Below are 24,010 nucleotides of genomic sequence, written 5' to 3' on the forward strand. Positions count from 1 at the left end.
TTCGTCATCCGCAAGGACTCTTTCGATGCAGTGGCAAGACCATGCGATCATTCTGGGCGTCAAGCGCCACGGTGAGACGAGCGTCATCGCCGAGGTGATGACGCGTGATCGCGGCCGCCATCTCGGCCTGGTGCGTTCCGGCCGCTCGCGCGCCATGCAGCCTGTGCTGCAGGCGGGCAATGCCGTCGAAGTCACCTGGCGCGCTCGGCTTGACGAGCATCTCGGAGATTTCCGCGTCGAGCCGGTGACGCTGCGCGCCGCCCGCCTGATGGAAACGGCGACCGCCGTCTACGGCGTCCAGGCCATGGGCGCGCTGCTGCGGCTGCTGCCGGAGCGTGACCCGCATCCGCATCTCTTCGATGCGCTTGAAGTAATCCTCGATCACCTGCACAACCCGGCCGATGCCGGCGAACTCTTCGTGCGTTTCGAGCTTGCGGTGCTGAATGATCTCGGCTTTGGACTCGATCTTGCCGAATGCGCCGCAACCGGCGCCCGTTCCGATCTTGTCTATGTCTCGCCGAAATCCGGGCGTGCCGTCAGCCGCACGGCCGGTGCCCCCTGGGCGGACAAGATGCTGCTCCTGCCGCCGTTCCTCAGTGCCGAAGGCAATCATGCGGCCGACTTCGATAGTCTCGCAGCAGCATTCCGGCTGACGGGGTTCTTTCTGCATCGCCACGTCTATGAGCCGCGTGGCATCGAGGCGGCGGCGGCCCGCGACGGTTTCGTTCAGGCCGCGCTCAAGGCGCTCAATCCAGCCTTGCGGACGCTTTCCCCTCCGAATGGTATTTCCGCCTGACCTCGTTTTTTACGGGTGCAAAACATCCTCCGGATTTGGCGGTTTACCTGCCGAAGAGTGCTTCCTATGTCTTCACAGGATTGCCAATCAAGGAGGACCTCATGCTGACCAAGACCGCATCACCGACGACGATCACGCTCTGGAACGGCCGCGAAATTCCGCGCCTCGGCATGGGATGCTGGGCGATCGGCGGTCCCTTCTTCGCCGGCGACACGCCACTCGGCTGGGGCGATGTCGACGACGATGAATCCGTCGAAGCGATCCATCGCGCCATCGAACTCGGCATCCGCTTCTTCGACACGGCGTCGAATTACGGCGCCGGCCACTCGGAGGACATGCTCGGCCGGGCGATCGGCAATCGCGACGATATCGTCATCGCCACCAAATTCGGCTTTGCCACCGATCCGGAAACCAAGCAGGCAACCGGTGCCTTTGCCGATGAGGCCTTCATTCGCCGTTCGGTCGAGACCTCGTTGTGCCGCCTGAAGCGCGACCGCCTCGATCTGCTGCAGTTCCACATCAATGATTTTCCGCTGGAACAGTCGGATGCCGTCTTCGATACGCTGGAGGCGCTGCGGGCCGAAGGCAAGATCGATGCGTTCGGCTGGAGCACCGATTCTCCCGATCGCGCCGCCCGTCATGCCGGCCGCCGGGGCTATGTCTCGATCCAGCATACGATGAACGTCTTCGAGCCGGTGCCGGAGATGATTGCGGTGATCGAGGGGAAGGGGTTGATCTCCATCAATCGCGGCCCGCTGGCCATGGGTCTCCTCACTGGCAAGTTCACCGCCGACAAGGCGGTGGGCGCGAAGGATGTCCGCGGTGCCGCCCTCGACTGGATGGTCTATTTCAAGGACGGGCGCATCGCCCCCGAATTCGCCGCAAGGCTCGATGCCGTCCGTGATCTCCTGACCTCAGGTGGCCGCACGCTGACGCAGGGCGCGCTTGCCTGGCTTTGGGCACGCTCGCCGCGCACGCTCCCCATTCCGGGTTTCCGCACCGTCGCCCAGGTGGAGGAAAATGCCGGCGCACTGGAAAAGGGACCGCTGCCGGCCGATGTCATGGCGGGAATCGATGCCGCGCTTGATCGCGTGTGAAAAGGCTAGAGCCTTTCCGGGTTAGATTGCAGCATTCTGCCGGAGCAGGTTTTCGTCAGGGCAGAGGCGATTGGCGAAGGGCGTACCTCCTGGTACGTTCGAGCCGATCGCCTTTGATCCTGGCGGAAAGATGCCCGGCCCTTCGGGTTGGCTGAAACGGGCCGTCTGATCGACCGGCCGGCTTGGCCGTAGAGCTGGGCTACGACGCGCGCCGGCCGGTCGACCATCCGACTCCGTTTGAGCCAACAGAATGTTTCAATCTAACCCGGAAAGGCTCTAGGCTGCGGCGCGACGTTTGAGCGCCCAGCCTTCCGGTCTCTCTTCAACGATGCTGACGGCGTCGCCGACCGTAATCCTGCCGCTGCCGCGCGGCGTGACGTTCCAGCCGAACAGTGGGCCGGGCACGCGCCGGTCGGCCGACATGCGGATGCGGCCCATGGCCGGCATCGGGTTTGGCCCCTCGCGTGAACCGGTCAGCTGGTCTTGCGTCGTCATGATGCAGCGGGAGCAGGGTTTGACGAGATCGAAGCGGATGCCGGCGATCTCGATTGCCGCCCAGCGGTCCTCTGGCCAGGCCTCGTCCGTATCGATGACGATGTTCGGACGGAAGCGTTCCATGCCGACACTGCCTTCGCCATGGGCGGCGAGATCGGCATTCAATGCCTTCAACGAGCCGGTTGTCGTCACAAGGATCTGATAGCCGTCGGTGAAGGTGACGGGCGTGCCTTCGCCAGCCCATTCGGCATTCGCCGTTCGCCGCGCCTGGCCATCGAAGAAGACCAGCCGCACCTCGCGGCCGAGCCACTCGGAAAGCTGCCGGTTGCTCTCCGGATCGGCGACGGCGGCACTGACGGCAGATTTCCACACGGTCACATCCATGCGATTTTCAGGCTGAGGCGGCTGAACCGATATGTCAGGCTTTCCCTGCATCAGCAGCCGAAAGGCGTTCGCTTCCGGTCGCACCTCGATACGTGCGAGGTCTGGCAGCTCGCGCTGGGTGATGAAGTGCCCCTGCGCATCGGTGATCATCGCCCGTCGGTCGCCGGGAAGCCCGTAGGCGTCGATGTCGGCGGCCGGCAGCGCAATGCCGCGGGCGCTCTTGAGCGGGTAGATGAAGAGGTCGCTGACACGCATGTTGTGCTCCTGTAGAGATGCCCGGCCCACCGGCCGCACTGGTTCGCCATGCGAAGCAACAGGTGCGTCCGGCGATTTTAAAGTCTTGCAGATTTGCCAGGCAAATCTGCGGGAGGGTTGGCTGAAACGGGCCGTCTGATCGACCGGCCGGCTTGGCCGTAGAACTGGGCTACGACGCGCGCCGGCCGGTCGACCATCCGACTCCGTTTGAGCCAACAGAATGCTGCAATCTAACCCGGAAAGACTCTAGATTTCATCCATGAAGGCCGAGAGGAAGTCGCGCAAGCTCTTGTCGCGCGCGGCCGCCAGCCTGCGGCCGGTCTCGGTCTGGAACCCTTCTGCCAGTTTGAACAGCTTCGTCTGGAAATGGTCAATGGCATAACGCTTGTCATCGAGCGGACGGTCCGCTGCCACCGGATCGAACGGATCGTAGAGCCCGGATCCTAGTCGCCCGGCGATATAGAAGCAGCGTGCGGCGCCGATCATGCCGATCGCGTCCAGCCGGTCGGCATCTTGCAGGATCTTCGCCTCCAGCGTCTGCGGCGCCAACCCGGCCGAGAAGCTGTGCGCGGTGATTGCATGGGCCGCGGCGTCAATATCCGCTTCGCTCCAGCCGAGTTCCGCCAGGATTGCCGATGCCTTCTCCGCCGCCAAAGCCGATGCTTTTGCCCGCAACGGCGAATTCTTCTCGACGGCGACACAGTCGTGCAGCAGCACGGAAGCGGCAAGAACCCGCCCGTCGCCGCCTTCGCCCGCATGGATGCGCATGGCATTCCTGAAGACGCGCAGGATATGCGCAAGGTCGTGCGAGCCGTCGTCGCCGTCGGTCGCATGCGCAATCAGCGCCGCCGCGAGCGTTTCGTGTGGGGAGAAGGCTTCGGCCTCGAACATTGCGCCACCTGTCATAAGGAAAATCGTTTCCGCCAACAGGGCATCGGGGCGGAAGTGATGCCGGCGGGTAAAGTATGCGACAACGAAGACACCGGGAATCGTAGCCGATTGTGTAGCGGCTTGCCGTGCGAGTCGCAATCGACGGCACTGCCCGTCTGAGAAGACGAGAGCGCCGCAACGCCCTGAATTGGGATCTCAGTGCTTGGCTTGAGGACGATGCGCCACGGCGCCGTTATTTGGCGGCAGGGAGAGAAGATGGGCCACGTCACCTGCAGGTCTTGGCGGGCTGATATGATAGCCCTGGATCTCGTCGCATTCCTCGCGTTCGAGCAGCGCCAACTGCGCTGCGGTCTCGACACCTTCGACCGTGACGCGCATGCCGAGCGCATCGCCGAGCAGGATGATCGCGTGCATGATCGCATGCGCTTCCTTGTTGTCGACGATGTCGTTGACGAAGGATTTGTCGATCTTGATCTTATCGAAGGGGAAGCTCGAGAGATAACTCAGTGAGGAATAGCCGGTGCCGAAATCGTCCATCGAGATGCGGATGCCGCGCTCCTTCAGCGCATGCAGGATCGGCAGCACCTCGCCCAGATTTTCCATCAGCACGCTCTCGGTGATTTCGAGCTCTAGCCGCGACGGCGACAGCGATGCAGCGCCAAGCGCCTCGCTGACATCCTGCGTCAGGTCGCTGCTGCTGAACTGGATCGCCGAGACATTGACGGCGACCTTGATGCCCTCCGGCCATTGCGCCGCATCGCTGCAGGCCTGGCGCAAAACCCATCGGCCGATATCGACGACGAGGCCGACCTCTTCGGCAAGCGGAATGAAATCCATCGGCGGAACGCGGCCTCGGACGGGGTGGTTCCAGCGGATCAGAGCTTCGAAGCCGCAGACGCGCCGCTGCGAGAGATCATAGAGCGGCTGGTAGTGCAGCTCGAATTCCTCGTTCTCAACGGCGGCTTTGAGGTCTGCCTCAAGCGCGTGGCGCAGCTGCATCTGCGCTTCCATCTCGCCGGTAAAGAAGCGCTCGCGCTTGCGCCCATCTGCCTTGGCATGTGACAGCGCCACGCCGGCGTTCCTCAACAGGATGTCGGTTTCCTCCCCATCATCAGGGGCGACTGCGATGCCCATGGAGACGCTGAGTTCCACCTGTTTTTCGCCGTGGAAGAACGGTGCGGAAAGCTCTTGGCGGATCTGCTCTGCAAGCGCCGTCACGTTCCACGGCTGCTGCTTGCCCGTCTGCAGGATGGCAAATTCGTCCGAACCGAGGCGCGCCAGGGTGTTCTCCGAACCGGCCGAGATTCGGATACGCGCGGCGACCTGCTGCAGGATCGTGTCGCCGGCCGAAACGCCCATCGTGTTGTTGATCGATTTGAACCCGTCGAGATTGAGGTGGACGAGGGCTATCTGCTCATCCGGCTTGCGCTCGGTGAGCGTCGCATCGACCTGCTCGCGGAAATGGATGCGGTTCGGAAGGCCGGTCAGCGGGTCGTGGTGGGCGAGATAGGTGATGCGCTCGGCCGCCCTTCGATCCTCGGTAATATCGGCATGTATGGCGATGTTGCTGCCGTCGGCAAGAATGGTCACCATGCTCTGAATGATGCGGCCATCGTCCATCACCCATTCGCGCCGGCGGATGCTGCCGGTTCTTGCGGTTGCGGAGGAATGTCGCCCGCTCCGCCGGCCGGGCTTGGCCCCGGCGCTCTCTGTACCGCGCATTTTGGCCGTGAGATCGGCGATTGCCGCGCCGGCAGTGACATCTTCCTGCGTCAGGCCGAAGAGTTGACGGAAGCGGATGTTGGAAAGCGTCAGCCGCTGGTCGGCGTCGAAGACGCTGAGACCGAGCGGCAGATTGTTGAGAATGATTTCGAAGAGCTTTGTCTGTCCGTCGAATGCCTGGCTGAGGGCGGAAATATTGCCTCGCAGCGCATGGTTTTCCCTGAGCAGCGTCTCCGCGCTTCTTTCGATTTCGTCATAATCGCTTTCATGGACGCGATAGGTCGCGATCACAAGTTCCATCAGTCGCTGCGCATCGATCGATCCATCGGCGGCGACGGCCTGGCTACATTGCTGCCAGAAGAGCGCTTCAGCTTTCATGCCGATACATCTTGCGAGACGGCTGCGACGGCATGGTCGTCTTCATTGATGAACGTACCTCATTGCGTTGGGAAACCTCTAAAATTGATTTTTTATAAGCTGAACGCCTGGGTGGTGCCTTGTGACGCCCATTTTGTACGGGCCGGATTAATATTCGGTTGCAGTGCAGCAGCGGCGTTGACGCGATAGACGTTTGTTTTTTATGTGAAAAATCGCTGAAATACGGAGAAAATCGGCCCGTTGACGCTGGCGGAAGCCTGTACCGAGGCGTTCCGTTAACGTTTGTCAATCATCGTTAATGAGAAGTTAACAACTTATTGACGCACTGCGCAAATCAGTTTAACCACCGAGTCAACAGTGATTTTCCACCTTCGTATTGCGTACAAACACCACCGGCAAAAGGCGGTGAATGGAGGTTTGTATGACCAGCACCACATCCGTTTCAGACACCTCATATGCATATCTGGCGACGCTTTCGCGGCTCGATGCCAATGGCGATGGCGTACTCAGCCGCGGCGAACGTGCCGCCGACAAGAAGCCCGGCATCATCAAGGAGCTCCTCGAAGAGGACAAGGCCAGCGAGACGCAGCCGAAGTTTTCCGGCAGCCTGATTGCGCTGATGATGGACACGCGTGACAGTGGCACGGCAAGCAGCATCGCCGTTTCCTATCCGTTGCAGCAGACCGCGCCGACAACGGGCGATCAGCCCGAGGATCTCTACCGCAAGACCTACGGCCAGTTCGATTTCGACGCCGTCGCCTGAACGGCATCCCGATCCAGGTGATCTGCAAGCCGGCCGTTTGGCCGGCTTTTCTCGTTCCGTCTTCTTCGTTCGATCTTCCTCGGTCAGGAACACCTTCCGGTTTGACACGTTCAGGAGGACAACCGAATGGAAGGAGATCTCCATGAAAGCCATGCGCACCATCGCCGCTCTGAGCCTGCTTGCGGTCGCATTGCCGGCGGCGGCTCAGGACAAGCAGACGGCGGTCGCCAATTTCGTCGGCAAGGACGGCAAGGAAGACGGCCGCGCCCAGCTGACGGCCGCCGCCACTGGCGGTGTGCTGATCGAAGTCGAGATATCGGGGCTGCCGGCGAACAAATGGGTGGCCTTCCATGTTCATGAGACCGGCCGATGCGACGCCGCGACCCATCACGAGTCGGCAGGCGGCCACTTCAACCCTGGCAAGGCCGAGCACGGCATCCTTGCCGCCAAGGGGCCGCACGCCGGTGATATGCCCAATCAATATGTCGGGCAGGACGGGGTGCTCCGGGCGCAGATCTTCGACAGCATGGTCACGCTCGACGACAAGACCGACGGCATTCGCGGCCGCGCCTTGATGGTGCATGCCAATTCCGATGATTATCGCAGCCAGCCCTCGGGGGATGCCGGGGAAAGACTGTCCTGCGGCGTCATCCAATAATCCACGGGGCAACTCCTTGATCGGATCGATTCAAGGGCAAAATTATGCACAAATTCAAGGTGTTACATCGTTATTTGCACGTCTTGAACGACAAGGCGCGCTGTAACCTTTCATTGCCGTGTCGCCGCCTGCTTTTCGGCCGCCGTCCTGCCGTTGGACTTCTTTGTCGGTGTTGCGTCTGAGGTATCCGACAGCGTGGCCGGACGACCCTTCTCGTCGAAGGCGAGTTTCACGCGCTTCACCATGTCACGGCTGAGCGACCACCAGTCGCCGGTCTTTGCCCAGTAGCGCAGCGTTACGAAGATCGCGCCGTCAGCGATGCTGTCGATAAAGACGCTGGGAGCCGGTGATGGCAGCACCCGCGAATCGGCTTTGGCGAGGCCCATCAGCGTCCCCATCGCCAGATCGATATCATCCTCATAGGCGACCTTGATCTTCACATCGTTCTGCCGCGTGGGCTCGCGGCTGAAATTGGTAATCGGCGTGTTCCAGAGCGTCGAATTCGGCGCCAATCGGTAGAGCCCGTCGCCGGTCCTGAGTTCGGTCGCAAACAATCCGATTTCGCGCACCGTGCCGGCCACGCTGCTGGTTTCGATATATTCCCCGACGCGAAACGGCCTGAGGATCAACAGCATGATGCCCGCAGCGATATTCTGCAGCGTCCCTTGCAGCGCCAGTCCGATCGCGAGGCCGGCTGCGCCGAGTGCCGCGATGATCGAGGCGGTCTGGACGCCGAACTGGCCGAGGACGGTGATGAACACCAGGATGAGCAGCGCATAGCGCAGCACGTTGGTGAAGAATCGCGCCAACGTCTCGTCTATGCCACGGACACGCGACAGGCCTTCATAGGCCCAGCGGCTGGTAAAGCCGGCAAGCGCCCAGCCAAGAACAAGCAGGATCACCGCGCCGAGGACGGAGAAGGAATACTGCACCGCCAGCGCGCTTGCCTGGCTGAGTGCGGTTTGCGTGGCGAGGAGGACATCGGCTGCCTGTTGTTCCATGATCTGGCCCTGTCGTTGTGCTTGGTCGGGGGCTAGATGGAGCGGCTGGCGGCAGCGTCAACCGCAGGCGGTGTCCCGGATATCAAGCACGAAGGGCGCATTGCCGTCGGCATCGGCACCGCGGCCGATCGCCCGCACCGCCGCGACCAACCGGCCGCCGCGGTCAAGCAGCGCGTCACCGATCTCGACCAGCCGGGTATTCGGTGTTGCGAAAGGCGAGGCGGCCCGCAGCCGGCGGGCAAGCGTTCCCTCGCTCTGATCCGGTGCCAGCGACAGGGCGGCGATCAGGGCTGCGGCCGGCGATCGCGACACGCCCATCCAGCAATGGATGAGCAGCGGCGTCTCCTGCCGCCACGAGGCGGCAAAGTCGATAATCCCGCGCACATGCGTCTCGTCAGGCGCTACGAGATTGCCGGTGCCCTTGAAGGCGATGTCGTTCATACCGAGCGTCAGATGGCGATCGGCCGCGATCACGCCCGGCCGGTGAAAGGCCTGCTCCTTGGCAATCAGGCTGATCATGTCGCGCGCCTTGTGGCGCACCGCCATTTCCGCGATGCGGGCCAGCGGCGAGACGACGATGAAGCTCACGATACCGTCTCCCGCTCGGCGTCGATCGCCGCGAAACGCTCGCAGAACAACCGCTGCGCTTCGATCGCCGGCAAGGGCTCGATCATCAGCATGTCCTTGCTGATGCCGCGTGGCTGGCCGAAGAATTTCTGCGCCTCGGCGGGCGTGAAGCCGGCAAGCACCGTCGCTTCGAAATAGGCGGCGATCGCGTCGGCCTTCTTGATCCGGTCCTTGAGGTCGCGCGAGGGGTGCGGTGGCAGGCCGAAGCGCAGGTGCACGGCGGCCTCCAATCGCTTTTCCACCGTCTTGTAGCCGCCGCCGACCACCGATTTGAACGGCGATATCATATCGCCGATCACGTATTCGGGTGCATCATGCAACAGTGCCATCAGGCACTCCTGCGGCCGCGCGTCGTTGAAGCGGCGGAAAATATCCTCGACGACGAGACTGTGCTGGGCCACCGAAAAAGCATGATCGCCTGAGGTCTGGCCGTTCCAGCGGGCGACGCGCGCAAGCCCATGGGCGATGTCGGCGAGTTCGACGTCGAGCGGTGAGGGGTCGAGCAGGTCGAGCCTGCGCCCGGACAGCATGCGCTGCCAGGCACGCGGAGTTTTCGCCGTTGTCACGCGCTGGCCTCGTCGGCGCTGGCGGGAAAGACAAGGCCGGACCATGCCGGCAGGACGAGGGAAACAGGCGTTTCGCCGGCGAGCAGCGGCGTGCCTGCCGCCATCGCGGCGCCGGCGCGGTCGATGCGCACGATCGCAAGCCCATGGCCGCCTTCGACGGAGCCGAGCGTTCCCACGGGTTTGCCGGCGGCGGTGATCTCCGTCCCGGTCTCCGGCAAGGCTGTTGCGGCGGACACCGTGACGACGCGCCGGCGCGCGGTGCCGCGGTGCTGCATCCGCGAGACGACCTCCTGGCCGACATAGCAGCCTTTCCGGAAGGAGAGGCCGCCGTTGAAATCCATCAGCACGTCATGCGGGAAGGCGTCCTGCAAGGCGAAGTCCGATCCCGATGTGACGATGCCGTGGCTGATGCGCAGCGCGTCGTAGAGCGCTTCCTGGCCGTCGCCATGTTTGCCGGGACGTCGGATCAGCGTGACGCCGGCCTTGGCAAAGCGGCTATCCCGGACGCCTTGGCTGTCTCGCACGCCTTGGCTGCCGTCGGCATCCTCATCCCAGGAAACGGTGACGCCCTCTTCGGCACTCGGCGCAAGTGTGACGGCTGCGCGCAGCTTGTACATGGTCAGCCGCTTCAGCAGGCCGTCGCGCTGGCCGGCATCGGTTTCGATCCTGTAGCCGTCGCCGTCCTGCCAGATCATGAAGTCGAACAGGATCTTGCCCTGCGGTGTCAGCAGTGCCCCGGGCCGCGCCTCGTCGGCGCCGAGCGAGGTGATATCGGTGGTGATCAGGTTCTGCAGGAAGGATTGGGCTTCCGCACCGCTGACGAGAAGCAATGAGCGGTCTTTCAGGAATACGGCTGGCATGGCGGAACCTGTCGCGTTGGTCATCGCTCAGAGGTATGTCTTCATGAGGTGGATCGCAAGCGCCATGCGAGATGTGAAAGGCGCAAGTGAGACGGGGGTGTCAGTCGCCCGCCGTGAAGAATTTCCATTTGCCCGCAGGTGTGATGCCGAGGCGGTAGAAATTATATCCGCCGAACTCCTGCATGTCGGAGAGATCGCCGGCGGTGACGATGCGCAGCAGCTCGACGCGCTCCGGCGGCGTCAGCGACTTCAGATCCTTCTCGGCAAAATAGGGCCAGACATACATGTCGTCTGCTGTGCCCTGGCCGACATGCACGAAACCGGTCGAGACGATGTCGAGCATGATGGCAAGAATCTCGTCTCCGTCAGGATCGCCTGAAAGATCCTTCAGCGTGCCGATCGGATCGTCGGTCGGCTCGCCCACCGTCACCTGCGTCTGTTCGGCGCCGGTGCCCATCAGCGGCCGCAGCCGTTCGAGATCGCCGGAGGCGGCCGCCTCGACGATCTGCTCACGCATTTTGCGAACCGGCTCCGGCACCTTGCCGATATCGTAGATCACCTCGACGGGCTTGGAAGCATCCTGGGCGCCGGGCGTCTTGTCGACACCCTGATTGTTCTGGCTGTTGACCAGCGGATCAGCCATCGGAACACCGGGAGTGGTCCCGCCTTGCGGCTGGCTCTGTCCCTGAGCGTTTCCCTGCGCGGGCGGAGTGTCGTTGGCCGCCTGGCCCGGGATCTTGTGCAGTTCGGAAAGCGCATAGGCTGCCGGCGCGAGGAAAACATTGCCGGCGGCGAGGCTGAACGCAAGCAGCACCGGCGCGAGGGGAGTTCGCGAAATTTTCTCTTTACCGGGGCGCATCAATCTCTCTGATTGGTCGTTATTGCAGGGTGCGGTTCGCGGAGAATTCGCCGGCAAGCATGCGCTCACGCAGCGAATCCAGCAGGGCTTCGGCACTGTTTTCCCCATGCAATCTGATCGTCTCGCGCAGCGCATGCGCAATGGCTGCATCAGCGATGATTTCAGGCTCGATTCCGTCGGCCATGCCGTCGGCCCAAGCCTCGTTCTGGTACTCCAGAGCCGCCTGCATCTTTTCGTGGACGATCATGTCGTCGATGTCGTTGAGGCTTGCTTCCATTGTTTTTTCCTCAGAACTTCTCATGTCTTACTGCACCGTTAACAACACTAACAGCCTTTTCCCAAAACGACACGTCCGCATGCGAAAACAGGTTAATTTAAGGTTAATTTCCAAAGCGCGAGGTAATTTCTGTGGCGAGTGTTGCACCTTCGTTACGGTAGCGCTCTTCTGCCACGATGGCCGCCGGGGTGCAATCCGTATAGACCGAGGCGAAGGTGCGATAACCGCGATTGAAGGCCGCTGTGAGCTTTTCCCGACGCTGCGGTTCGTTGCCGGTCTCCGAATCGAGCAGTTGCTGCATGCCGTCTCGCCACTCGTCGCCGCCCGCCGCCTTGCAGAGCGTTCTGAGATAATGCACCGATCCCAGCACTTCGGCGAGCCGCGCCAGCTTGTCATCATAGGGCACGGCTACAGCAGGCGGCGGCGCAATTTCCTCCTCCTGTGGAGGCGGCGTATTCTTGCCCTGCGCCATCGTGGGGCCGGCGAGCACGAGCAGGGCCAGGAAAACGCGTCGAACGGGAATCATGCTCGTAGTTGATACGCTGAGCATGACGGCAACAAGGCGTGCCTGAAAGTTTCCACTTCTATTCGCCGCCCGAAAGCCGCTCCGCGCATTCGAGCACGCTCTGCGGAACCGGCAGCCGCCGGATTTCCTCCACCGTGTACCAACCGAGGGCGGCCGCATCGTCGGCGGCTTCCGCCACCGCGTCGCGATCCGCGTCGACGCGAAAGACCGACAGCAGGAAATGGCTGTTGATGCTGCCGTCGGCCGCATGCGTCTTCAGGTCATAGGTCGAAAACAGCCGCGGATTGCGGGCGGAAATGCCGGTTTCCTCGCGGAATTCCCGCAATGCCGTTTCCTCCGGCGTTTCGCCGGGGTCGGCACGTCCGCCGGGAAAGGCATACATGTCGGCGGAAGGCGGGTTGCGTCGCAACACCAGAAGGAATCGTCCGTCACGTTCGAGAATGGCGGATGAGGCGGGTTTGGCGGTGGATGTCATCGGGCCTGCTCTTGCTGTGATCGCCCATCTTATCGGATGAAGAGTGCGGCGGGGATTCGAAAGGTGCTTCCGTGACCTACATCATCTTTGCGTTTGCCGCTCTCTTCGAGATCGCTGGCTGCTTTGCCTTCTGGGCATGGCTGAAGCTCGAAAAGCCCGCCTGGTGGCTGGCGCCGGGCATGATCTCCCTGGCGCTTTTCGCCTGGCTTCTGACGCTGGTTCCGAGCGAGGCCGCCGGCCGTACCTTCGCAGCCTATGGCGGCATCTACATCCTCGCCTCGCTGCTCTGGCTGTGGCTGGTCGAGAGCCGCGTGCCGGACCGTTACGACATCGGCGGCGCGCTGATCTGCCTTGCCGGCGCCAGCCTCATCCTCTTCGCGCCGAGAGGTTGAGGCGCCTTGACCGGACACGAGCTGGGTGCAAAAACACGCCGATGTGTGGACGTTTCTCCCTGACAAGCTCCCGCGCCGACCTGCGCGATTTCTTCTCCGGTCTCGATCTCGACGATTTTCCGGCGCGCTACAATATTGCGCCGACGCAGCCGATCCTCGTCGTCATCGCGGGCGAGGGCAGGGAGCAGGGTAGCAATCTGCCCGACCGGCGCGCCGTGCTCGTGCGCTGGGGTCTCACGCCGGGCTGGGTCAAGGACCCGAAGGATTTCCCGCTGCTGATCAATGCGCGCTCCGAAACCGCGATCGGCAAAGCCTCCTTCCGCGCCGCCATGCGCCATCGCCGCGTGCTCATTCCGGCCTCCGGCTTCTATGAATGGCATCGCCCGTCCAAGGAAAGCGGCGAGCGGCCGCAGGCCTACTGGATCAGGCCGCGCCAGGGCGGGGTCATCGCCTTTGCCGGGCTGATGGAGACATGGTCCTCGGCCGACGGCTCCGAGGTCGATACCGGCGCGATCCTGACGACATCGGCCAATTCAGGCATATCGGCGATCCACGATCGCATGCCTGTCGTCATCAGACCTGAGGATTTCTCGCGCTGGCTCGATTGCAAGACGCAGGAACCACGCGACGTGGCCGACCTGATGCAGCCCGTTCAGGATGATTTTTTTGAGGCCGTCCCGGTCTCCGACAAGGTCAACAAGGTTGCCAATATGGGGCCGGACCTGCAGCAGCCGGTCGTCATCGAAAGGCCGCTGAGGGCGCCCGAGAAGCAAAAGCCGGAAGACGGCCAACTCAGCTTCTTCTGAACGATATCCTAAGATGTTCAGGGCCGCCGGCGGCCTATCGGCGCCGACATCTCACATCAGCGGCGGCGTCACGTCGCTTCGTCCATCAGGTTTTTCGGGTTGTGCTTATGTCGCCAGAGCGTTGTTAGGAGATTTCCGGCGATCGCCTCGTCATTCACTTCGTCAGCGGTGCCTAACGCATGTAACCCGAAAGCACGCATGATCCCAATTTGAAGTCTTCCGCCTCAAGCGGATTTCTTGACGCTGGTCGGCTTATGCTTTGCCATCAGCGATGCTGCGGCAACAGCCTTCAGGCCGACGGGGCGATAGTTGGCGGCGAGGTCTGGCTTGGACGCCTGCTGTTCGCCGGTACTGCTCTTCTTCGAAGTCACGATACTCTCCTTACGTGGTTCTTCCCTGGGTATTTTATGGTTTGATGTTTGGTCACGAATAGCGACAAAACGGGGGCGTAGCTTATCAGGATTTGTAAACGCCGACCATAATTCGCGAGGCTTAACTGAAGCCTACGTTGGTTAATACTTACTGAAGGGAGCGGTTCCAATAAAAGCGCGAAAGCGGTTTTCTGGGGAAAAGCGCGCAACGGTTTTCACCGGGATAAAGCGCCTGCTTTCCCGGGGATAGCTGAGAATGAAGGAAAAGAAGCATTTCCGTCATTTGGAGAAATCCGGAAATGCTCGAAGATCAGATGTGCCGGCCGATATCGTCGTCGCCGACGCCGGGTTCCTCGATCGTCAGGGTCCCGTATTTCCGCTGCCATTTCCGTGCGCCGAAGGGAAGCGAAACGAGGTAGGCGGCAACGGTAAAGACCATTACCTCCCAGGTGTAGCTCATCAGCAGCGCCACATAGAGCACGACGCCGAGCATCATCGGCAGCACGAGATCGCGCCGCAGACGGTTGCCTTCCGATTTGCCCGACCAGACCGGCAGCCGGCTGATCAGCAGGAAGGCGATCAGCACCGTGTAGATCGACGAGAGATAGGCGAAGGTGCGGTCCGTTGCCAGTCCGAGGAAGCCGAGATAGACCGGCAGCAGCACCAGCATGGCGCCGGCCGGCGCCGGCACGCCGACGAAATATTCCGATTGCCAGCTCGCCTTGTTCTCGCGTTCTGACATGACGTTGAAGCGGGCAAGGCGAAGTCCGGCGGCGATCGCATAGATCAGGGCGGCGATCCAGCCGAGCGAACGCGCCTGGTCGAGGGCGAAGACATAGACGACGAGGGCGGGCGCGACGCCGAAATTGACGATGTCGGCAAGCGAATCCATCTGCGCGCCGAACTTCGAGGTCGCCTTCATCAGCCGCGCCACGCGCCCGTCGATGCCGTCGAGGAAGGCGGCGAGCAGCACCATGGCGACGGCGAGCTCGTAACGATTCTCGAAAGCCAGCCGGATGCCGGTCAACCCGGCGCAGATCGCCAGAATGGTGATGAGGTTCGGAAAGACGAGCCGGAGCGGGATTTCGCGCAGACGCGGGCCGCGGGCGGAATCATCCGGCCCATTGGGCTCGAAAGGCGGAAAAGGCGTTTCCATATCGCGTTCCAATCGTTCCTAAAGCAATTCCAGCAAGACTGCCCAGCGGTCGCTTCCGTGAAAAGCTGAACCGCTTTAGCTGCGGCGGCTGATGACAGGACCCTTGGCGGAGGCGAATTCGGCAATCACGGTTTCGCCGGCAACTGCCGTCTGGCCGAGCGAGACGCGTGGTGCCGCACCGGCGGGCAGGAACACGTCGAGTCGCGAGCCGAAACGGATCAGCCCGAAGCGCTCGCCGGCATCCACCGGCTCGTTCGGGTTCGCCCAGCAGAGGATGCGCCGCGCCACCAGGCCGGCAATCTGCACGACGCCGATCTGGCCGTGGCGGGTTTCGATCACCAGTCCGTTGCGCTCGTTGTCCTCGCTCGCCTTGTCGAGTTCGGCATTGACGAAGCTGCCGGGGCGGTAGTTGATGCTGACGATCCGCCCCCGCATTGGCGCCCGGTTCACATGGCAATTGAAGACGTTCATGAAGACCGAGATGCGCAGCATCGGCTCGGAGCCGAGGTCGAGCTCGGCCGGCGGCGTCACCATCTGGATCGCCGAGACCTTGCCGTCGGCAGGAGAGATCACCAGATCGTCGTCCTGCGGGGTCACGCGCTCCGGATCGCGGAAGAAATAGGCGCACCACAGCGTGAAGATCATGCCGATCCAGAAGAGCGGCTTGAAGATCCAGCCCAAGACCAGCGATGCGACGAAGAAGGCGGCAACGAAGGGATAACCCTCCTTGTGCACGGGGACGATCGTGTTGCGAACCGTGTTGAACAGGCTCATGCTGCCGGTCTCCTTGCGTTGTCGTTTTTTGCTGGTTAGCGAAAAACCGTCTCCGGGGCAATGCTGTGGCCCTGGCCCCGGTTCCCATGCCGGGGTTCTGAACAACAAAAGCCGGCCGGCGCCGGTTTCCAGGTTCAGCTTGCCGGAGCAAGCCGCGTGATCACGCCCATGTCGTCGCTTTCGCGCACTTGCTTCAGATGTTCCTCCGCCTGTGTCGCCTCGCGCTGGCGGTTCCACATCGAGGCATAGAGGCCGTTCCTTTCGAGGAGGGCGGCGTGTGTGCCGCGCTCGGCGATCTCGCCGCTTTTGAGCACGATGATTTCATCGGCGCTGATGACCGTCGAAAGACGGTGGGCGATAACAAGCGTCGTGCGGTTCTTCGAGACCACGTCGAGCGCCGTCTGGATCTCACGCTCAGTCGTCGTGTCGAGCGCCGACGTCGCCTCGTCGAGGATCAGGATCGGCGGCGCCTTGAGGATGGTGCGGGCGATTGCCACCCGCTGCTTCTCGCCGCCGGAAAGTTTGAGCCCACGCTCGCCGACCTTGGTTTCGAACCCCTCGGGCAGCGTTTCGATGAAATGCGCGATCTGCGCCACCTCGGCCGCCGCAAAGACCTCGCCGTCGCTGGCCGATGTGCGGCCGTAGCGGATGTTGTAGGCGACCGTGTCGTTGAAGAGCACCGTATCCTGCGGCACCATGCCGATATGAGAGCGCAGGCTTTTCTGCGTCACCGTGCGGATATCCTGGCCGTCGACGGTGATCGCGCCGCTCTGAATATCGTAGAAACGATAGAGCAGCCGTGACAGCGTCGATTTGCCGGCACCCGACGGACCGACGACGGCGACCGTCTTGCCGGCCGGCACCTCGAAGGAAATGCCCTTCAGGATCGGACGGGCCGGATCGTAGGCGAAGTGCACGTCCTTGAAAGAGATTGCGCCCTGGCCGATCCTGAGCTCGCTCGCATCGGGTGCGTCTTTGACCTCGGACTTCACCTCGAGCAGGTCGAACATCTGCTCGATGTCGGTCAGCCCCTGGCGAATTTCGCGGTAGACGAAGCCGATGAAGTTGAGCGGCACGGAAAGCTGCAGCAGCATCGAATTGACGAAGACGAAATCGCCGACCGTCTGCTCGCCGCGCTGCACCGCCAGTGCCGACAGCACCAGCATGATGGTCGTGCCGATGCCGAAGATGACGCCCTGGCCGAAGTTCAGCCAGCCGAGCGAGGTCCAGACATCGGTCGCCGCCTTCTCGTAGCGTTCCATCGATTTGTCGAAGCGCTTTGCCTCCATTTCCTCATTGCCGAAATATTTGACGGTCTCGAAATTGAGGAGGGAGTCGATCGCCTTGGTGTTGGCGTCGGTATCACTGTCGTTCATCGACCGGCGGATGGCGATGCGCCAGTCGGATGCGCGGATCGTGAACCAGATATAGGCCCAGACGGTGAAGGCGGTGACGGCGAGATAGGAGAAACCGTAACCCCACCAGAAGATCACCGCCGTCAGCAGGAATTCGATGACGGTCGGGACCGAATTGAGGATCGTGAAGCGTACGATCGTCTCGATGCCCTTGGTGCCGCGCTCGATGATGCGCGAAAGCCCGCCGGTCTTGCGCTCGAGATGGAAGCGCAGCGACAGTTCGTGCATGTGCACGAAGGTCCTGTAGGCGAGTTGGCGCACCGCATGTTGCCCGACGCTGGCAAAGAGCGCGTCGCGCAGTTGGTTGAGGCCGAGCTGGATCAGCCGGGTGATGTTGTAGGCGATGACAAGGGCGATGGCGCCGGCAAAGAGCGGCGGCACGGAGCCGGCAAGATCCATCCTGCCGTTCAGCGCATCGGTCGACCACTTGAAGAAATAGGGAACCAGCAGCAATACGAATTTGGAGATCAGCAGGTAGACCGAGGCCCAGACGACGCGCATCTTGAGGTCGCTTCGGCCGGCCGGCCACATATAGGGCCAGAGGTTGAGAAGTGTGCGCAGCAGATTGGATTCCGAGACTGTCTTGCCGTTTGCCATGCTTATCTCCAGCCCGGACGAAATGTACCGTCGTAGCGGCGCTTCGATGCCGGCAAAGCGCGGAATCGGAATGTGCCTGAAGGCGTTTCCCACAACCCGCAGCCGCCAGATAGGGTGCCGCGCGGACGAATACAACACGTGCGGGCTTCAGGAAAAGAGAAGCCGGGCGGGTTATCCCGCCCGGCCTCGTCATGTTGTTGTTGGAGCTTAGAGCCGCTGACCGGAAAGACGCTTGCGGTGCAGCTCTTCGGCATTCGGCAACACATCTTTCGGCAGGCCGAAGATCTGGCCGGGGCGGATGCGATCGGGATTGATGATCTTGTCTTCGTTGGCGATGTAGATCGTCGTGTAGCGCACGCCGAGGCCATAGGTGCGGCGTGAGATCTGCCACAGCGTGTCGCCGCGGCGAATGATGACCGCCGCGTTGTTTGCCGTCAGCGGCGCCTGTTCGATCGTCTTCGGCTCATTGCTGCCGATGTCGTTTGCAGTGGGTGCCGCCGGAGCGGGTGCAGCGGTGAGTTCGGCAATCATGCCGCCCAGCCTGTCGAGTGCGGCGCCGACAGACTTCGCATCCCCGGGCAGGCTTTGCAGCAGCTTCAGCGCATTGCCGGCGACCTGCGACGAAGAGCCGGAGGCTTGTTTGAAGGCGTCCGGGGCATCGGCCGCCGGGCGGAAGTCGGCGACGGAGCGCAACGCGAATTCCGTTGCCGAGCGCGCCGCCGCAAGCTGTTCGGCGCCAGGCAGCTTGCCGTCGGCAAACAGCCCCTTCAGCAGCCCGAACGCCTTGCCGGCCTCGGCCTGGAGCTTGCCGAGCTCGCCTTCGTCGAGCGGCACCATCGAGGAGGCGCCACTCGCATCGGCCGGGACCGATTGCGCCGCGACCCTCACCTGATCGCCGGCCGGGCGATTGAAATTCACCGCCGCGCGCACGATCACTTTGCCTGTGGGGTCGACGACGTCGACGCGGATTTTGTGGTCGCCGACCGAAAGCGCCACCACGCCGTCGATGACGAAATGACCGTCGGTGCCGGCCGTGTCCTGGCCGATGAGGTTGTCGTCTGCATAGCCGATGACCTTGGCATTGGAGCGCGTCGTGCCGGCAATGAAGATCTTGTTGCCCTCGATCTCGACGGCATTGACCATCACATCGGGCGCAGTCGTCTTGTCAGGTGCGGCCGTGGCGGGAGTGGCCGGTGCCGTATCCGTGCCGCCGGAGGTATCGGTGACACCAGGCGTCTGCAACGCCAGGTCGCCGGTCGGCGCAGCCGCGGTTTCGCCCGCCGGCTTGTCCGCAGGCGGCGCCGCCGGATTGGAGGCATCGGCGACTTCGGTTCCGGCCTTCGGCGCGGTGATGATCCGGCTCGCCGCGCCGGGTTTGGAGACCATGGCGAGCAGGTTGGCGCCATTGCCGTCCTTCGGCACGGATATGGTCGCGACCTCTTCGGAAAGCGTGCTCTTGCCGTCCTTGTCCGTGAATTTCAGCACGAGCTGGTGGTCGCCGGCTGGAAGCGGATCGTCGAGGACGGCGGCAAAATCGCCGCTCGCATCGACATTGGCCGTCGTCACCACCTTTTCGCCGTCGAGCACCTCGAGTTTGCCGTTCGGTTCGGCGGAGCCGGCAATCACCGTCGAGCCGTCGGGTTCGACGCGCAAGACGTCGAAAGCCGGAAGCTTCGGTCCGGTATTCGCAGCCGCATTATTCGCAGTAGGGGCGGGCTCGGGCGCACCGGTCAGCGCGGCCTCGGCCTTGGCGATCGCGGCAGACGCATCGGCGATGTTCTCTGGCAGCGACTGAACGATGGCGAGCGCCTTTGTGCCGCCGTCCTTGGCCTTGGCGGCAAGGGTCTGGGTCGCGGGATCGAGACCCTCGGGGATGGCAAAATCGGCAAGTGCCGTCAATGCGTTGACGGCCTTGGTCTTGGCGGCGGTGAAGGCATCGATGGCGGGGCCTTTGCCATCGGCGAACAGCGCCTTGAGCTCGCTGAGCGACACGCCGGCATCGGCCGAAAGACGACCCACCTTATCGGCGACCGCAGCCGTGTCGGCGATGGTGGAGCGTGATGTCTTTGCCGCCTCGTTGACCGTGTTCTTGAGCTCCGTGCTTGCCTGGTTGATGGCGTCGCCGACCTTGGTTGCATCGCCGCCGATGCGCGGCATGACGAAAAACACCATCAATAGGATTGCGATTACGAGGACTGCAAGAGCCAGCAAGCCGGCACGGTTCTTCATCATTATGTCTCCCAAGGCGGCAATTTGCCGTAGTAACCAAAATTGCTAGCGATTCCCGTTGCTTTTCACAAGCATTCAAAGCAATTAGGCAAGCTAGGCATGCTGCTTTTCAGTCAATTTTCTTGACTGCATTGAAATGGAATAGTTGTTTGCCTCTATGACCGAACAATCTGTATCGATTCGATCCATCTGCGTTTACTGCGGCTCAAGGCCGGGACGCGATCCTTCCCACATGGCGGCCGGGCGTGCTCTCGGAAGAGAGATCGCCGAATACGGCCTGCGCCTCGTCTATGGCGGGGGTACCAAAGGCATCATGGGCGCGGTTGCGAGCGGTGTTCTTTCAGGCGGCGGTCAGGTGACGGGCATCATTCCCGAATTCCTGATCGATATGGAAGCGACTCGCCACTCGCTCGGTCAGCTCAACGAACTCATTGTAACCCCTGACATGCACGCGCGCAAACACACCATGTTCGAGCGCTCCGATGCTTTCGTCGCACTGCCCGGCGGCATCGGTACGCTGGAGGAGATCGTCGAGATCATGACCTGGGCGCAGCTCGGCCGCCACGAGAAGCCGATGGTCTTCGCCAACATCAACGGTTTCTGGGATCCGATGATGGAACTGATGCGCCATATGACCGAAGAGGGCTTCCTGCACACCGCCCACCGGGTTCAGCCGCTCGTCGTCGACGAGATCTCCGGCATCATCCCGGCGATCATGGCCCAGGCAGCCCAGCTCGCCGCCGATCGTGACGGCGAGGAGGACGTGATTTCGAAGATGTAGGGTTTCAATGCAGGTCGCCCCAGCGGTTTTGGGACAACGGCATGCATAGAACAAAGACCTGAAGCGCGTCGCGTGACTCCGGTTTGACGCGACGCCCTTTGGCGCTTCAGCGTCCGCGGCTCCCCTTCAGCATCGACCAGCTATAGAGGAACAGCCCCGCCCAGATCAGCGGGAAGGCGATCATGCGCGCCGTGCCGAGTGGCTCGTGGAAGACGAAAACCGCGATCAGGAAGATCATTGTCGGCGCGATATACTGCATGATGCCGATCGTCGAGAGCTTCAGGAGCTTGGCGCCGTTCGCATAGATCATCAGCGGCACGGCGGTGATGACGCCGCAGCCGAGCAGCAGGGTCGTGTCGGCAAGGCCGGTGCGGTAGAGATGACCCTGGCCGCTGCCGAATTCGAGATAGAGGATGTAGAGCAGGGCCGGGCCGCTCAGGATCAGCACTTCGAGGAAGAAGCCCTGGTTCGGCCCGAGCGGCAGCGTCTTGCGCAGCAGGGCATAAAAACCCCAGCTGATTGCCAGCGTCAGCGCCACCCACGGGATGCCGCCGCTATCCAGCGCGAGAACGGCGACGGCGAGGGCTGCCAGTCCGATCGCCGCCATCTGCAGCGGCTGCAGCTTTTCCTTGAGGATCACCGCGCCGAGAAAGATGCTGAACAGCGGATTGATGAAATAGCCAAGCGCCGCATCGAGCGAATGGCCGGCGCCGATCGCCCAGACATAGGTGCCCCAGTTGACGGTGATCAGCGACGCCGTCAGCGCCCCCATCGCCAGCATGCGCGGCGAGCGGAGCGCGGCACGGATATCCCCGGTGCGTCCGAGCACGACCAGCACTAGGCCTGCCAGCGGCAGCGACCAGACGATGCGATGGGCGATCACCTCGGCCGGCGAAATATGCGCCACCGCCTTCATGTAGATCGGCAGGAAGCCCCAGAGCAGATAGGCCGTCAGCGCGAAGGCGAACCCGCGCGGACTGTCTTCGTTCTTGGCCAACGGAAGGGATGCATCGGTCGACATCGGTGTTTCCATCTTTGTTCTTCTTCTGATCCGGCCTAGCTTAAGCGCCGTGAATAGGCCAATTCATTTCGTTGAATGAAGGGTGAGAAGATCTGAAGCGCAAGACGCCGGCCGGCATCGGCCGCGGCGACGCCCGAAGGGGACGAACGGTATTTGGATGGGTCTTGTCGCCGAACCGGCGGAATAGACTTATTCCGCCGCGATCTTGCCCGCCAGCTGCCGGTTCTTCATCAGCTTATAGATGACTGAATCCATCAGCGCCTGGAACGAAGCGTCGATGATGTTCTCCGAGACGCCGACCGTCCACCAGCGCACGCCGTCGCTGTCGGTGGATTCGATCAGCACGCGGGTGATCGCCTCCGTGCCGCCATTGAGGATACGCACCTTGAAATCGGCGAGCACCAGATCGTCGATCTCGTGCTGGTACTTGCCGAAATCCTTGCGCAGCGCGAGGTCGAGCGCGTTGACGGGACCTTCGGCATCGGCAACCGACATCAGCGTTTGGCCGTCGATGGTAATCTTGACCACCGCTTCCGAGACGATCTTCACACGGCCAAGACTGTCGAAGCGGCGCTCGATCATGACGCGGAAGCCGTCGATGGTGAAGAATTCGGGGATCGTGCCGAGCGTGCGGCGCGCCAGCAGCTCGAAGCTCGCATCCGCGCCCTCATAGGCATAGCCCGTCGCCTCGCGTTCCTTGACGATCGAGATCAGCAGGTCGAGCTTCGGATCGTCCTTGGCGACCTCGATGCCGCGCCGTTTCAACGCATTGATGAAGTTTGCCTTGCCGCCCTGGTCCGACACCATGACCTTGCGGAAATTGCCGACGCTTTCCGGCGGCACATGTTCATAGGTGCGCGGATCCTTGAGCAGCGCCGAGGCGTGGATGCCGGCCTTGGTGGCGAAGGCGGAAGCGCCGACATAGGGCATCTGGTGATCGGGCGAGCGGTTGAGCAACTCGTCGAAGGCATGCGAGAGCCGGGTGAGATTGAGCAGCCGCTCCTCGTCAATCGCCGTTTCGAAACGTGTATTGTAGGCGCTCTTCAGCGCCAAGGTCGGGATCAGTGTCACCAGATTGGCATTGCCGCAGCGCTCGCCGATGCCGTTCAGCGTGCCCTGGATCTGCCGGACGCCGGCTTCGACTGCGGCAAGCGAATTGGCGACCGCCTGGCCGGTGTCGTTATGTGCATGGATGCCAAGACAGTGGCCGGGAACACCCGAGGCGATCACCGCCTCGACGATCGCCCGCACCTCCGGGGGCTGCGTGCCGCCATTGGTATCGCAGAGCACGACCCAGCGTGCGCCGCTCTCATAGGCCGTCTTGGCGCAGGCGAGCGCATAGGCCGGATTGGCCTTGAAGCCGTCGAAGAAATGCTCGCAATCGACGATCGCCTCCTTGCCGGCGCCGACCGCCGCTTTGACGCTTTCGCCGATGCATTCGAGGTTTTCTTCATTGGTGCAGCCGAGCGCCACCGCGACGTGATAGTCCCAGCTCTTGGCGACGAAACAGATGGCGTCGCTCTTGGCCTGCAAGAGCCCCGCAATGCCGGGATCGTTGGACACCGAAATGCCTGCCCGTTTCGTCATGCCGAAGGCGACGAAACTGGCCCGGCTGGTGCGCTTCTCGCCGAAGAAGGCAGTATCCGTCGGATTGGCGCCGGGATATCCGCCCTCGACATAATCAAGGCCGAACTCGTCCAGCATGGCGGCGATCGCAATCTTATCCTCGACGGAGAAATCGATGCCGGGCGTCTGCTGCCCGTCCCGGAGCGTCGTGTCAAAGAGATAGATGCGTTCTTTCATGTCGTTTCCTCCCGCCAAGCGGGTGTTGTTTCTGT

Annotated in this window: 25 protein-coding genes; 7 read left to right on the top strand and 18 right to left on the bottom strand. The window is 62.3% G+C overall.

From position 1 onward, the window contains the following. Positions 1-25 precede the first annotated feature (25 nt). Together recO and ACMUVN_RS14135 are read left to right on the top strand one after the other, a co-directional pair. Complete coding sequence (gene recO / locus ACMUVN_RS14130; protein WP_047616261.1) at positions 26-796, top strand: DNA repair protein RecO; 771 nt, start codon at positions 26-28, stop codon at positions 794-796. 101 nt (positions 797-897) lie between these two features. Further along, positions 898-1,893 carry an aldo/keto reductase gene (locus ACMUVN_RS14135; RefSeq protein ID WP_127430669.1) on the top strand — a complete coding sequence of 332 codons (996 nt, stop codon included), beginning with the start codon at positions 898-900 and terminating at the stop codon, positions 1,891-1,893. Positions 1,894-2,169: 276 nt separating this feature from the next. Here the strand turns inward: ACMUVN_RS14135 and ACMUVN_RS14140 are convergent, their stop codons facing one another. The 3 genes from ACMUVN_RS14140 to ACMUVN_RS14150 form a co-directional block, all read right to left on the bottom strand. Beyond that, positions 2,170-3,027, bottom strand: a complete 858-nt coding sequence (locus tag ACMUVN_RS14140) for an MOSC domain-containing protein (protein WP_048338678.1) — start codon at positions 3,025-3,027, stop codon at positions 2,170-2,172. Between the two features lie 246 nt (positions 3,028-3,273). After that, positions 3,274-3,933, bottom strand: coding sequence for an HD domain-containing protein (locus tag ACMUVN_RS14145; RefSeq protein WP_174824459.1), 660 nt, complete (start codon positions 3,931-3,933; stop codon positions 3,274-3,276). Between the two features lie 180 nt (positions 3,934-4,113). Continuing rightward, on the bottom strand, positions 4,114-6,018 hold the full coding sequence (locus tag ACMUVN_RS14150) for a putative bifunctional diguanylate cyclase/phosphodiesterase (protein WP_063474241.1): 1,905 nt from the start codon (positions 6,016-6,018) through the stop codon (positions 4,114-4,116). 409 nt (positions 6,019-6,427) lie between these two features. On the opposite strand from ACMUVN_RS14150, the gene ACMUVN_RS14155 reads away from it, so the two are divergent. Beyond that, the gene (locus tag ACMUVN_RS14155) at positions 6,428-6,781 is read left to right on the top strand and encodes a hypothetical protein (protein WP_174824458.1); all 354 of its coding nucleotides are present in this window, start codon (positions 6,428-6,430) and stop codon (positions 6,779-6,781) included. 142 nt (positions 6,782-6,923) lie between these two features. Further along, positions 6,924-7,439 carry a superoxide dismutase family protein gene (locus ACMUVN_RS14160; RefSeq protein ID WP_063474242.1) on the top strand — a complete coding sequence of 172 codons (516 nt, stop codon included), beginning with the start codon at positions 6,924-6,926 and terminating at the stop codon, positions 7,437-7,439. A gap of 110 nt (positions 7,440-7,549) precedes the next feature. On the opposite strand, the gene ACMUVN_RS14165 is transcribed toward ACMUVN_RS14160, so the two are convergent. The 8 genes from ACMUVN_RS14165 to ACMUVN_RS14200 all read right to left on the bottom strand — a co-directional run bounded on the left by ACMUVN_RS14165 (position 7,550) and on the right by ACMUVN_RS14200 (position 12,630). After that, positions 7,550-8,440 (bottom strand): mechanosensitive ion channel family protein, encoded by an 891-nt coding sequence (locus tag ACMUVN_RS14165; protein ID WP_063474243.1) that lies wholly within the window; start codon positions 8,438-8,440, stop codon positions 7,550-7,552. Positions 8,441-8,497: 57 nt separating this feature from the next. Further along, positions 8,498-9,028, bottom strand: a complete 531-nt coding sequence (locus ACMUVN_RS14170; RefSeq protein ID WP_063474244.1) for a tyrosine phosphatase family protein — start codon at positions 9,026-9,028, stop codon at positions 8,498-8,500. Next, complete coding sequence (locus ACMUVN_RS14175; RefSeq protein WP_047616273.1) at positions 9,025-9,633, bottom strand: YfbR-like 5'-deoxynucleotidase; 609 nt, start codon at positions 9,631-9,633, stop codon at positions 9,025-9,027. The genes ACMUVN_RS14170 and ACMUVN_RS14175 overlap by 4 nt, the downstream gene beginning before the upstream one ends. Beyond that, the gene (locus ACMUVN_RS14180) at positions 9,630-10,493 is read right to left on the bottom strand and encodes a YgfZ/GcvT domain-containing protein (RefSeq protein WP_097631121.1); all 864 of its coding nucleotides are present in this window, start codon (positions 10,491-10,493) and stop codon (positions 9,630-9,632) included. Before ACMUVN_RS14180 ends, ACMUVN_RS14175 begins: the two co-directional genes overlap by 4 nt. A 100-nt stretch (positions 10,494-10,593) precedes the next feature. Then, positions 10,594-11,352 carry a hypothetical protein gene (locus ACMUVN_RS14185; protein ID WP_063474245.1) on the bottom strand — a complete coding sequence of 253 codons (759 nt, stop codon included), beginning with the start codon at positions 11,350-11,352 and terminating at the stop codon, positions 10,594-10,596. A gap of 19 nt (positions 11,353-11,371) precedes the next feature. Continuing rightward, positions 11,372-11,629, bottom strand: coding sequence for a hypothetical protein (locus ACMUVN_RS14190; RefSeq protein ID WP_047616277.1), 258 nt, complete (start codon positions 11,627-11,629; stop codon positions 11,372-11,374). Positions 11,630-11,732: 103 nt separating this feature from the next. Continuing rightward, positions 11,733-12,179: a TIGR02301 family protein gene (locus ACMUVN_RS14195; protein ID WP_063474246.1), complete on the bottom strand. Its 447-nt coding sequence runs from the start codon at positions 12,177-12,179 to the stop codon at positions 11,733-11,735. Between the two features lie 34 nt (positions 12,180-12,213). Then, positions 12,214-12,630, bottom strand: a complete 417-nt coding sequence (locus ACMUVN_RS14200; RefSeq protein WP_183905324.1) for an NUDIX hydrolase — start codon at positions 12,628-12,630, stop codon at positions 12,214-12,216. 71 nt (positions 12,631-12,701) lie between these two features. Here ACMUVN_RS14200 and ACMUVN_RS14205 point away from each other — a divergent pair, with 71 nt between their 5' ends. Together ACMUVN_RS14205 and ACMUVN_RS14210 are read left to right on the top strand one after the other, a co-directional pair. Next, positions 12,702-13,022 carry a YnfA family protein gene (locus ACMUVN_RS14205; protein ID WP_183905323.1) on the top strand — a complete coding sequence of 107 codons (321 nt, stop codon included), beginning with the start codon at positions 12,702-12,704 and terminating at the stop codon, positions 13,020-13,022. A gap of 41 nt (positions 13,023-13,063) precedes the next feature. After that, positions 13,064-13,828 (top strand): SOS response-associated peptidase, encoded by a 765-nt coding sequence (locus tag ACMUVN_RS14210; RefSeq protein WP_183905322.1) that lies wholly within the window; start codon positions 13,064-13,066, stop codon positions 13,826-13,828. A 224-nt stretch (positions 13,829-14,052) separates the two neighbouring features. Here ACMUVN_RS14210 and ACMUVN_RS14215 read toward each other — a convergent pair whose 3' ends face one another. From ACMUVN_RS14215 to ACMUVN_RS14235, 5 genes are all read right to left on the bottom strand, one after another. Next, positions 14,053-14,199, bottom strand: coding sequence for a hypothetical protein (locus ACMUVN_RS14215; RefSeq protein WP_164735938.1), 147 nt, complete (start codon positions 14,197-14,199; stop codon positions 14,053-14,055). A gap of 310 nt (positions 14,200-14,509) precedes the next feature. Beyond that, positions 14,510-15,355: a CDP-diacylglycerol--serine O-phosphatidyltransferase gene (pssA, locus tag ACMUVN_RS14220; protein WP_048338675.1), complete on the bottom strand. Its 846-nt coding sequence runs from the start codon at positions 15,353-15,355 to the stop codon at positions 14,510-14,512. Positions 15,356-15,430: 75 nt separating this feature from the next. Further along, positions 15,431-16,366 (bottom strand): phosphatidylserine decarboxylase, encoded by a 936-nt coding sequence (locus ACMUVN_RS14225; protein WP_280952055.1) that lies wholly within the window; start codon positions 16,364-16,366, stop codon positions 15,431-15,433. Further along, positions 16,264-18,141: an ABCB family ABC transporter ATP-binding protein/permease gene (locus ACMUVN_RS14230; protein ID WP_047616292.1), complete on the bottom strand. Its 1,878-nt coding sequence runs from the start codon at positions 18,139-18,141 to the stop codon at positions 16,264-16,266. The genes ACMUVN_RS14225 and ACMUVN_RS14230 overlap by 103 nt, the downstream gene beginning before the upstream one ends. 207 nt (positions 18,142-18,348) lie before the next feature. Next, positions 18,349-20,373, bottom strand: a complete 2,025-nt coding sequence (locus ACMUVN_RS14235) for a LysM peptidoglycan-binding domain-containing protein (RefSeq protein ID WP_184389514.1) — start codon at positions 20,371-20,373, stop codon at positions 18,349-18,351. A gap of 154 nt (positions 20,374-20,527) precedes the next feature. Here ACMUVN_RS14235 and ACMUVN_RS14240 point away from each other — a divergent pair, with 154 nt between their 5' ends. Next, positions 20,528-21,151, top strand: coding sequence for a TIGR00730 family Rossman fold protein (locus ACMUVN_RS14240; protein WP_080759971.1), 624 nt, complete (start codon positions 20,528-20,530; stop codon positions 21,149-21,151). A 106-nt stretch (positions 21,152-21,257) separates the two neighbouring features. Here the strand turns inward: ACMUVN_RS14240 and rarD are convergent, their stop codons facing one another. Further along, positions 21,258-22,172: an EamA family transporter RarD gene (rarD, locus tag ACMUVN_RS14245; RefSeq protein ID WP_097595046.1), complete on the bottom strand. Its 915-nt coding sequence runs from the start codon at positions 22,170-22,172 to the stop codon at positions 21,258-21,260. A 189-nt stretch (positions 22,173-22,361) separates the two neighbouring features. Further along, the gene (gene cimA, locus ACMUVN_RS14250; protein WP_047616297.1) at positions 22,362-23,975 is read right to left on the bottom strand and encodes a citramalate synthase; all 1,614 of its coding nucleotides are present in this window, start codon (positions 23,973-23,975) and stop codon (positions 22,362-22,364) included. Between the last annotated feature and the right edge of the window lie 35 nt (positions 23,976-24,010).

It is taken from the genome of Rhizobium sp. IY2 (genome assembly GCF_047532935.1).
GTDB classification, from domain to species: Bacteria; Pseudomonadota; Alphaproteobacteria; order Rhizobiales; family Rhizobiaceae; genus Rhizobium; species Rhizobium anhuiense.

Excerpts from the sequence above, each read along its gene's own strand:
- recO (WP_047616261.1), top strand. The coding sequence starts at position 26 with ATGCAGTGGCAAGACCATGCGATCATTCTGGGCGTCAAGCGCCACGGT.
- ACMUVN_RS14135 (WP_127430669.1), top strand. The coding sequence starts at position 898 with ATGCTGACCAAGACCGCATCACCGACGACGATCACGCTCTGGAACGGC.
- ACMUVN_RS14140 (WP_048338678.1), bottom strand. The coding sequence starts at position 3,027 with ATGCGTGTCAGCGACCTCTTCATCTACCCGCTCAAGAGCGCCCGCGGC.
- ACMUVN_RS14145 (WP_174824459.1), bottom strand. The coding sequence starts at position 3,933 with ATGACAGGTGGCGCAATGTTCGAGGCCGAAGCCTTCTCCCCACACGAA.
- ACMUVN_RS14150 (WP_063474241.1), bottom strand. The coding sequence starts at position 6,018 with ATGAAAGCTGAAGCGCTCTTCTGGCAGCAATGTAGCCAGGCCGTCGCC.
- ACMUVN_RS14155 (WP_174824458.1), top strand. The coding sequence starts at position 6,428 with ATGGAGGTTTGTATGACCAGCACCACATCCGTTTCAGACACCTCATAT.
- ACMUVN_RS14160 (WP_063474242.1), top strand. The coding sequence starts at position 6,924 with ATGAAAGCCATGCGCACCATCGCCGCTCTGAGCCTGCTTGCGGTCGCA.
- ACMUVN_RS14165 (WP_063474243.1), bottom strand. The coding sequence starts at position 8,440 with ATGGAACAACAGGCAGCCGATGTCCTCCTCGCCACGCAAACCGCACTC.
- ACMUVN_RS14180 (WP_097631121.1), bottom strand. The coding sequence starts at position 10,493 with ATGCCAGCCGTATTCCTGAAAGACCGCTCATTGCTTCTCGTCAGCGGT.
- ACMUVN_RS14185 (WP_063474245.1), bottom strand. The coding sequence starts at position 11,352 with ATGCGCCCCGGTAAAGAGAAAATTTCGCGAACTCCCCTCGCGCCGGTG.
- ACMUVN_RS14190 (WP_047616277.1), bottom strand. The coding sequence starts at position 11,629 with ATGGAAGCAAGCCTCAACGACATCGACGACATGATCGTCCACGAAAAG.
- ACMUVN_RS14195 (WP_063474246.1), bottom strand. The coding sequence starts at position 12,179 with ATGCTCAGCGTATCAACTACGAGCATGATTCCCGTTCGACGCGTTTTC.
- ACMUVN_RS14200 (WP_183905324.1), bottom strand. The coding sequence starts at position 12,630 with ATGACATCCACCGCCAAACCCGCCTCATCCGCCATTCTCGAACGTGAC.
- ACMUVN_RS14210 (WP_183905322.1), top strand. The coding sequence starts at position 13,064 with ATGTGTGGACGTTTCTCCCTGACAAGCTCCCGCGCCGACCTGCGCGAT.
- pssA (WP_048338675.1), bottom strand. The coding sequence starts at position 15,355 with ATGGAAACGCCTTTTCCGCCTTTCGAGCCCAATGGGCCGGATGATTCC.
- ACMUVN_RS14230 (WP_047616292.1), bottom strand. The coding sequence starts at position 18,141 with ATGGCAAACGGCAAGACAGTCTCGGAATCCAATCTGCTGCGCACACTT.
- ACMUVN_RS14235 (WP_184389514.1), bottom strand. The coding sequence starts at position 20,373 with ATGATGAAGAACCGTGCCGGCTTGCTGGCTCTTGCAGTCCTCGTAATC.
- ACMUVN_RS14240 (WP_080759971.1), top strand. The coding sequence starts at position 20,528 with ATGACCGAACAATCTGTATCGATTCGATCCATCTGCGTTTACTGCGGC.
- rarD (WP_097595046.1), bottom strand. The coding sequence starts at position 22,172 with ATGTCGACCGATGCATCCCTTCCGTTGGCCAAGAACGAAGACAGTCCG.
- cimA (WP_047616297.1), bottom strand. The coding sequence starts at position 23,975 with ATGAAAGAACGCATCTATCTCTTTGACACGACGCTCCGGGACGGGCAG.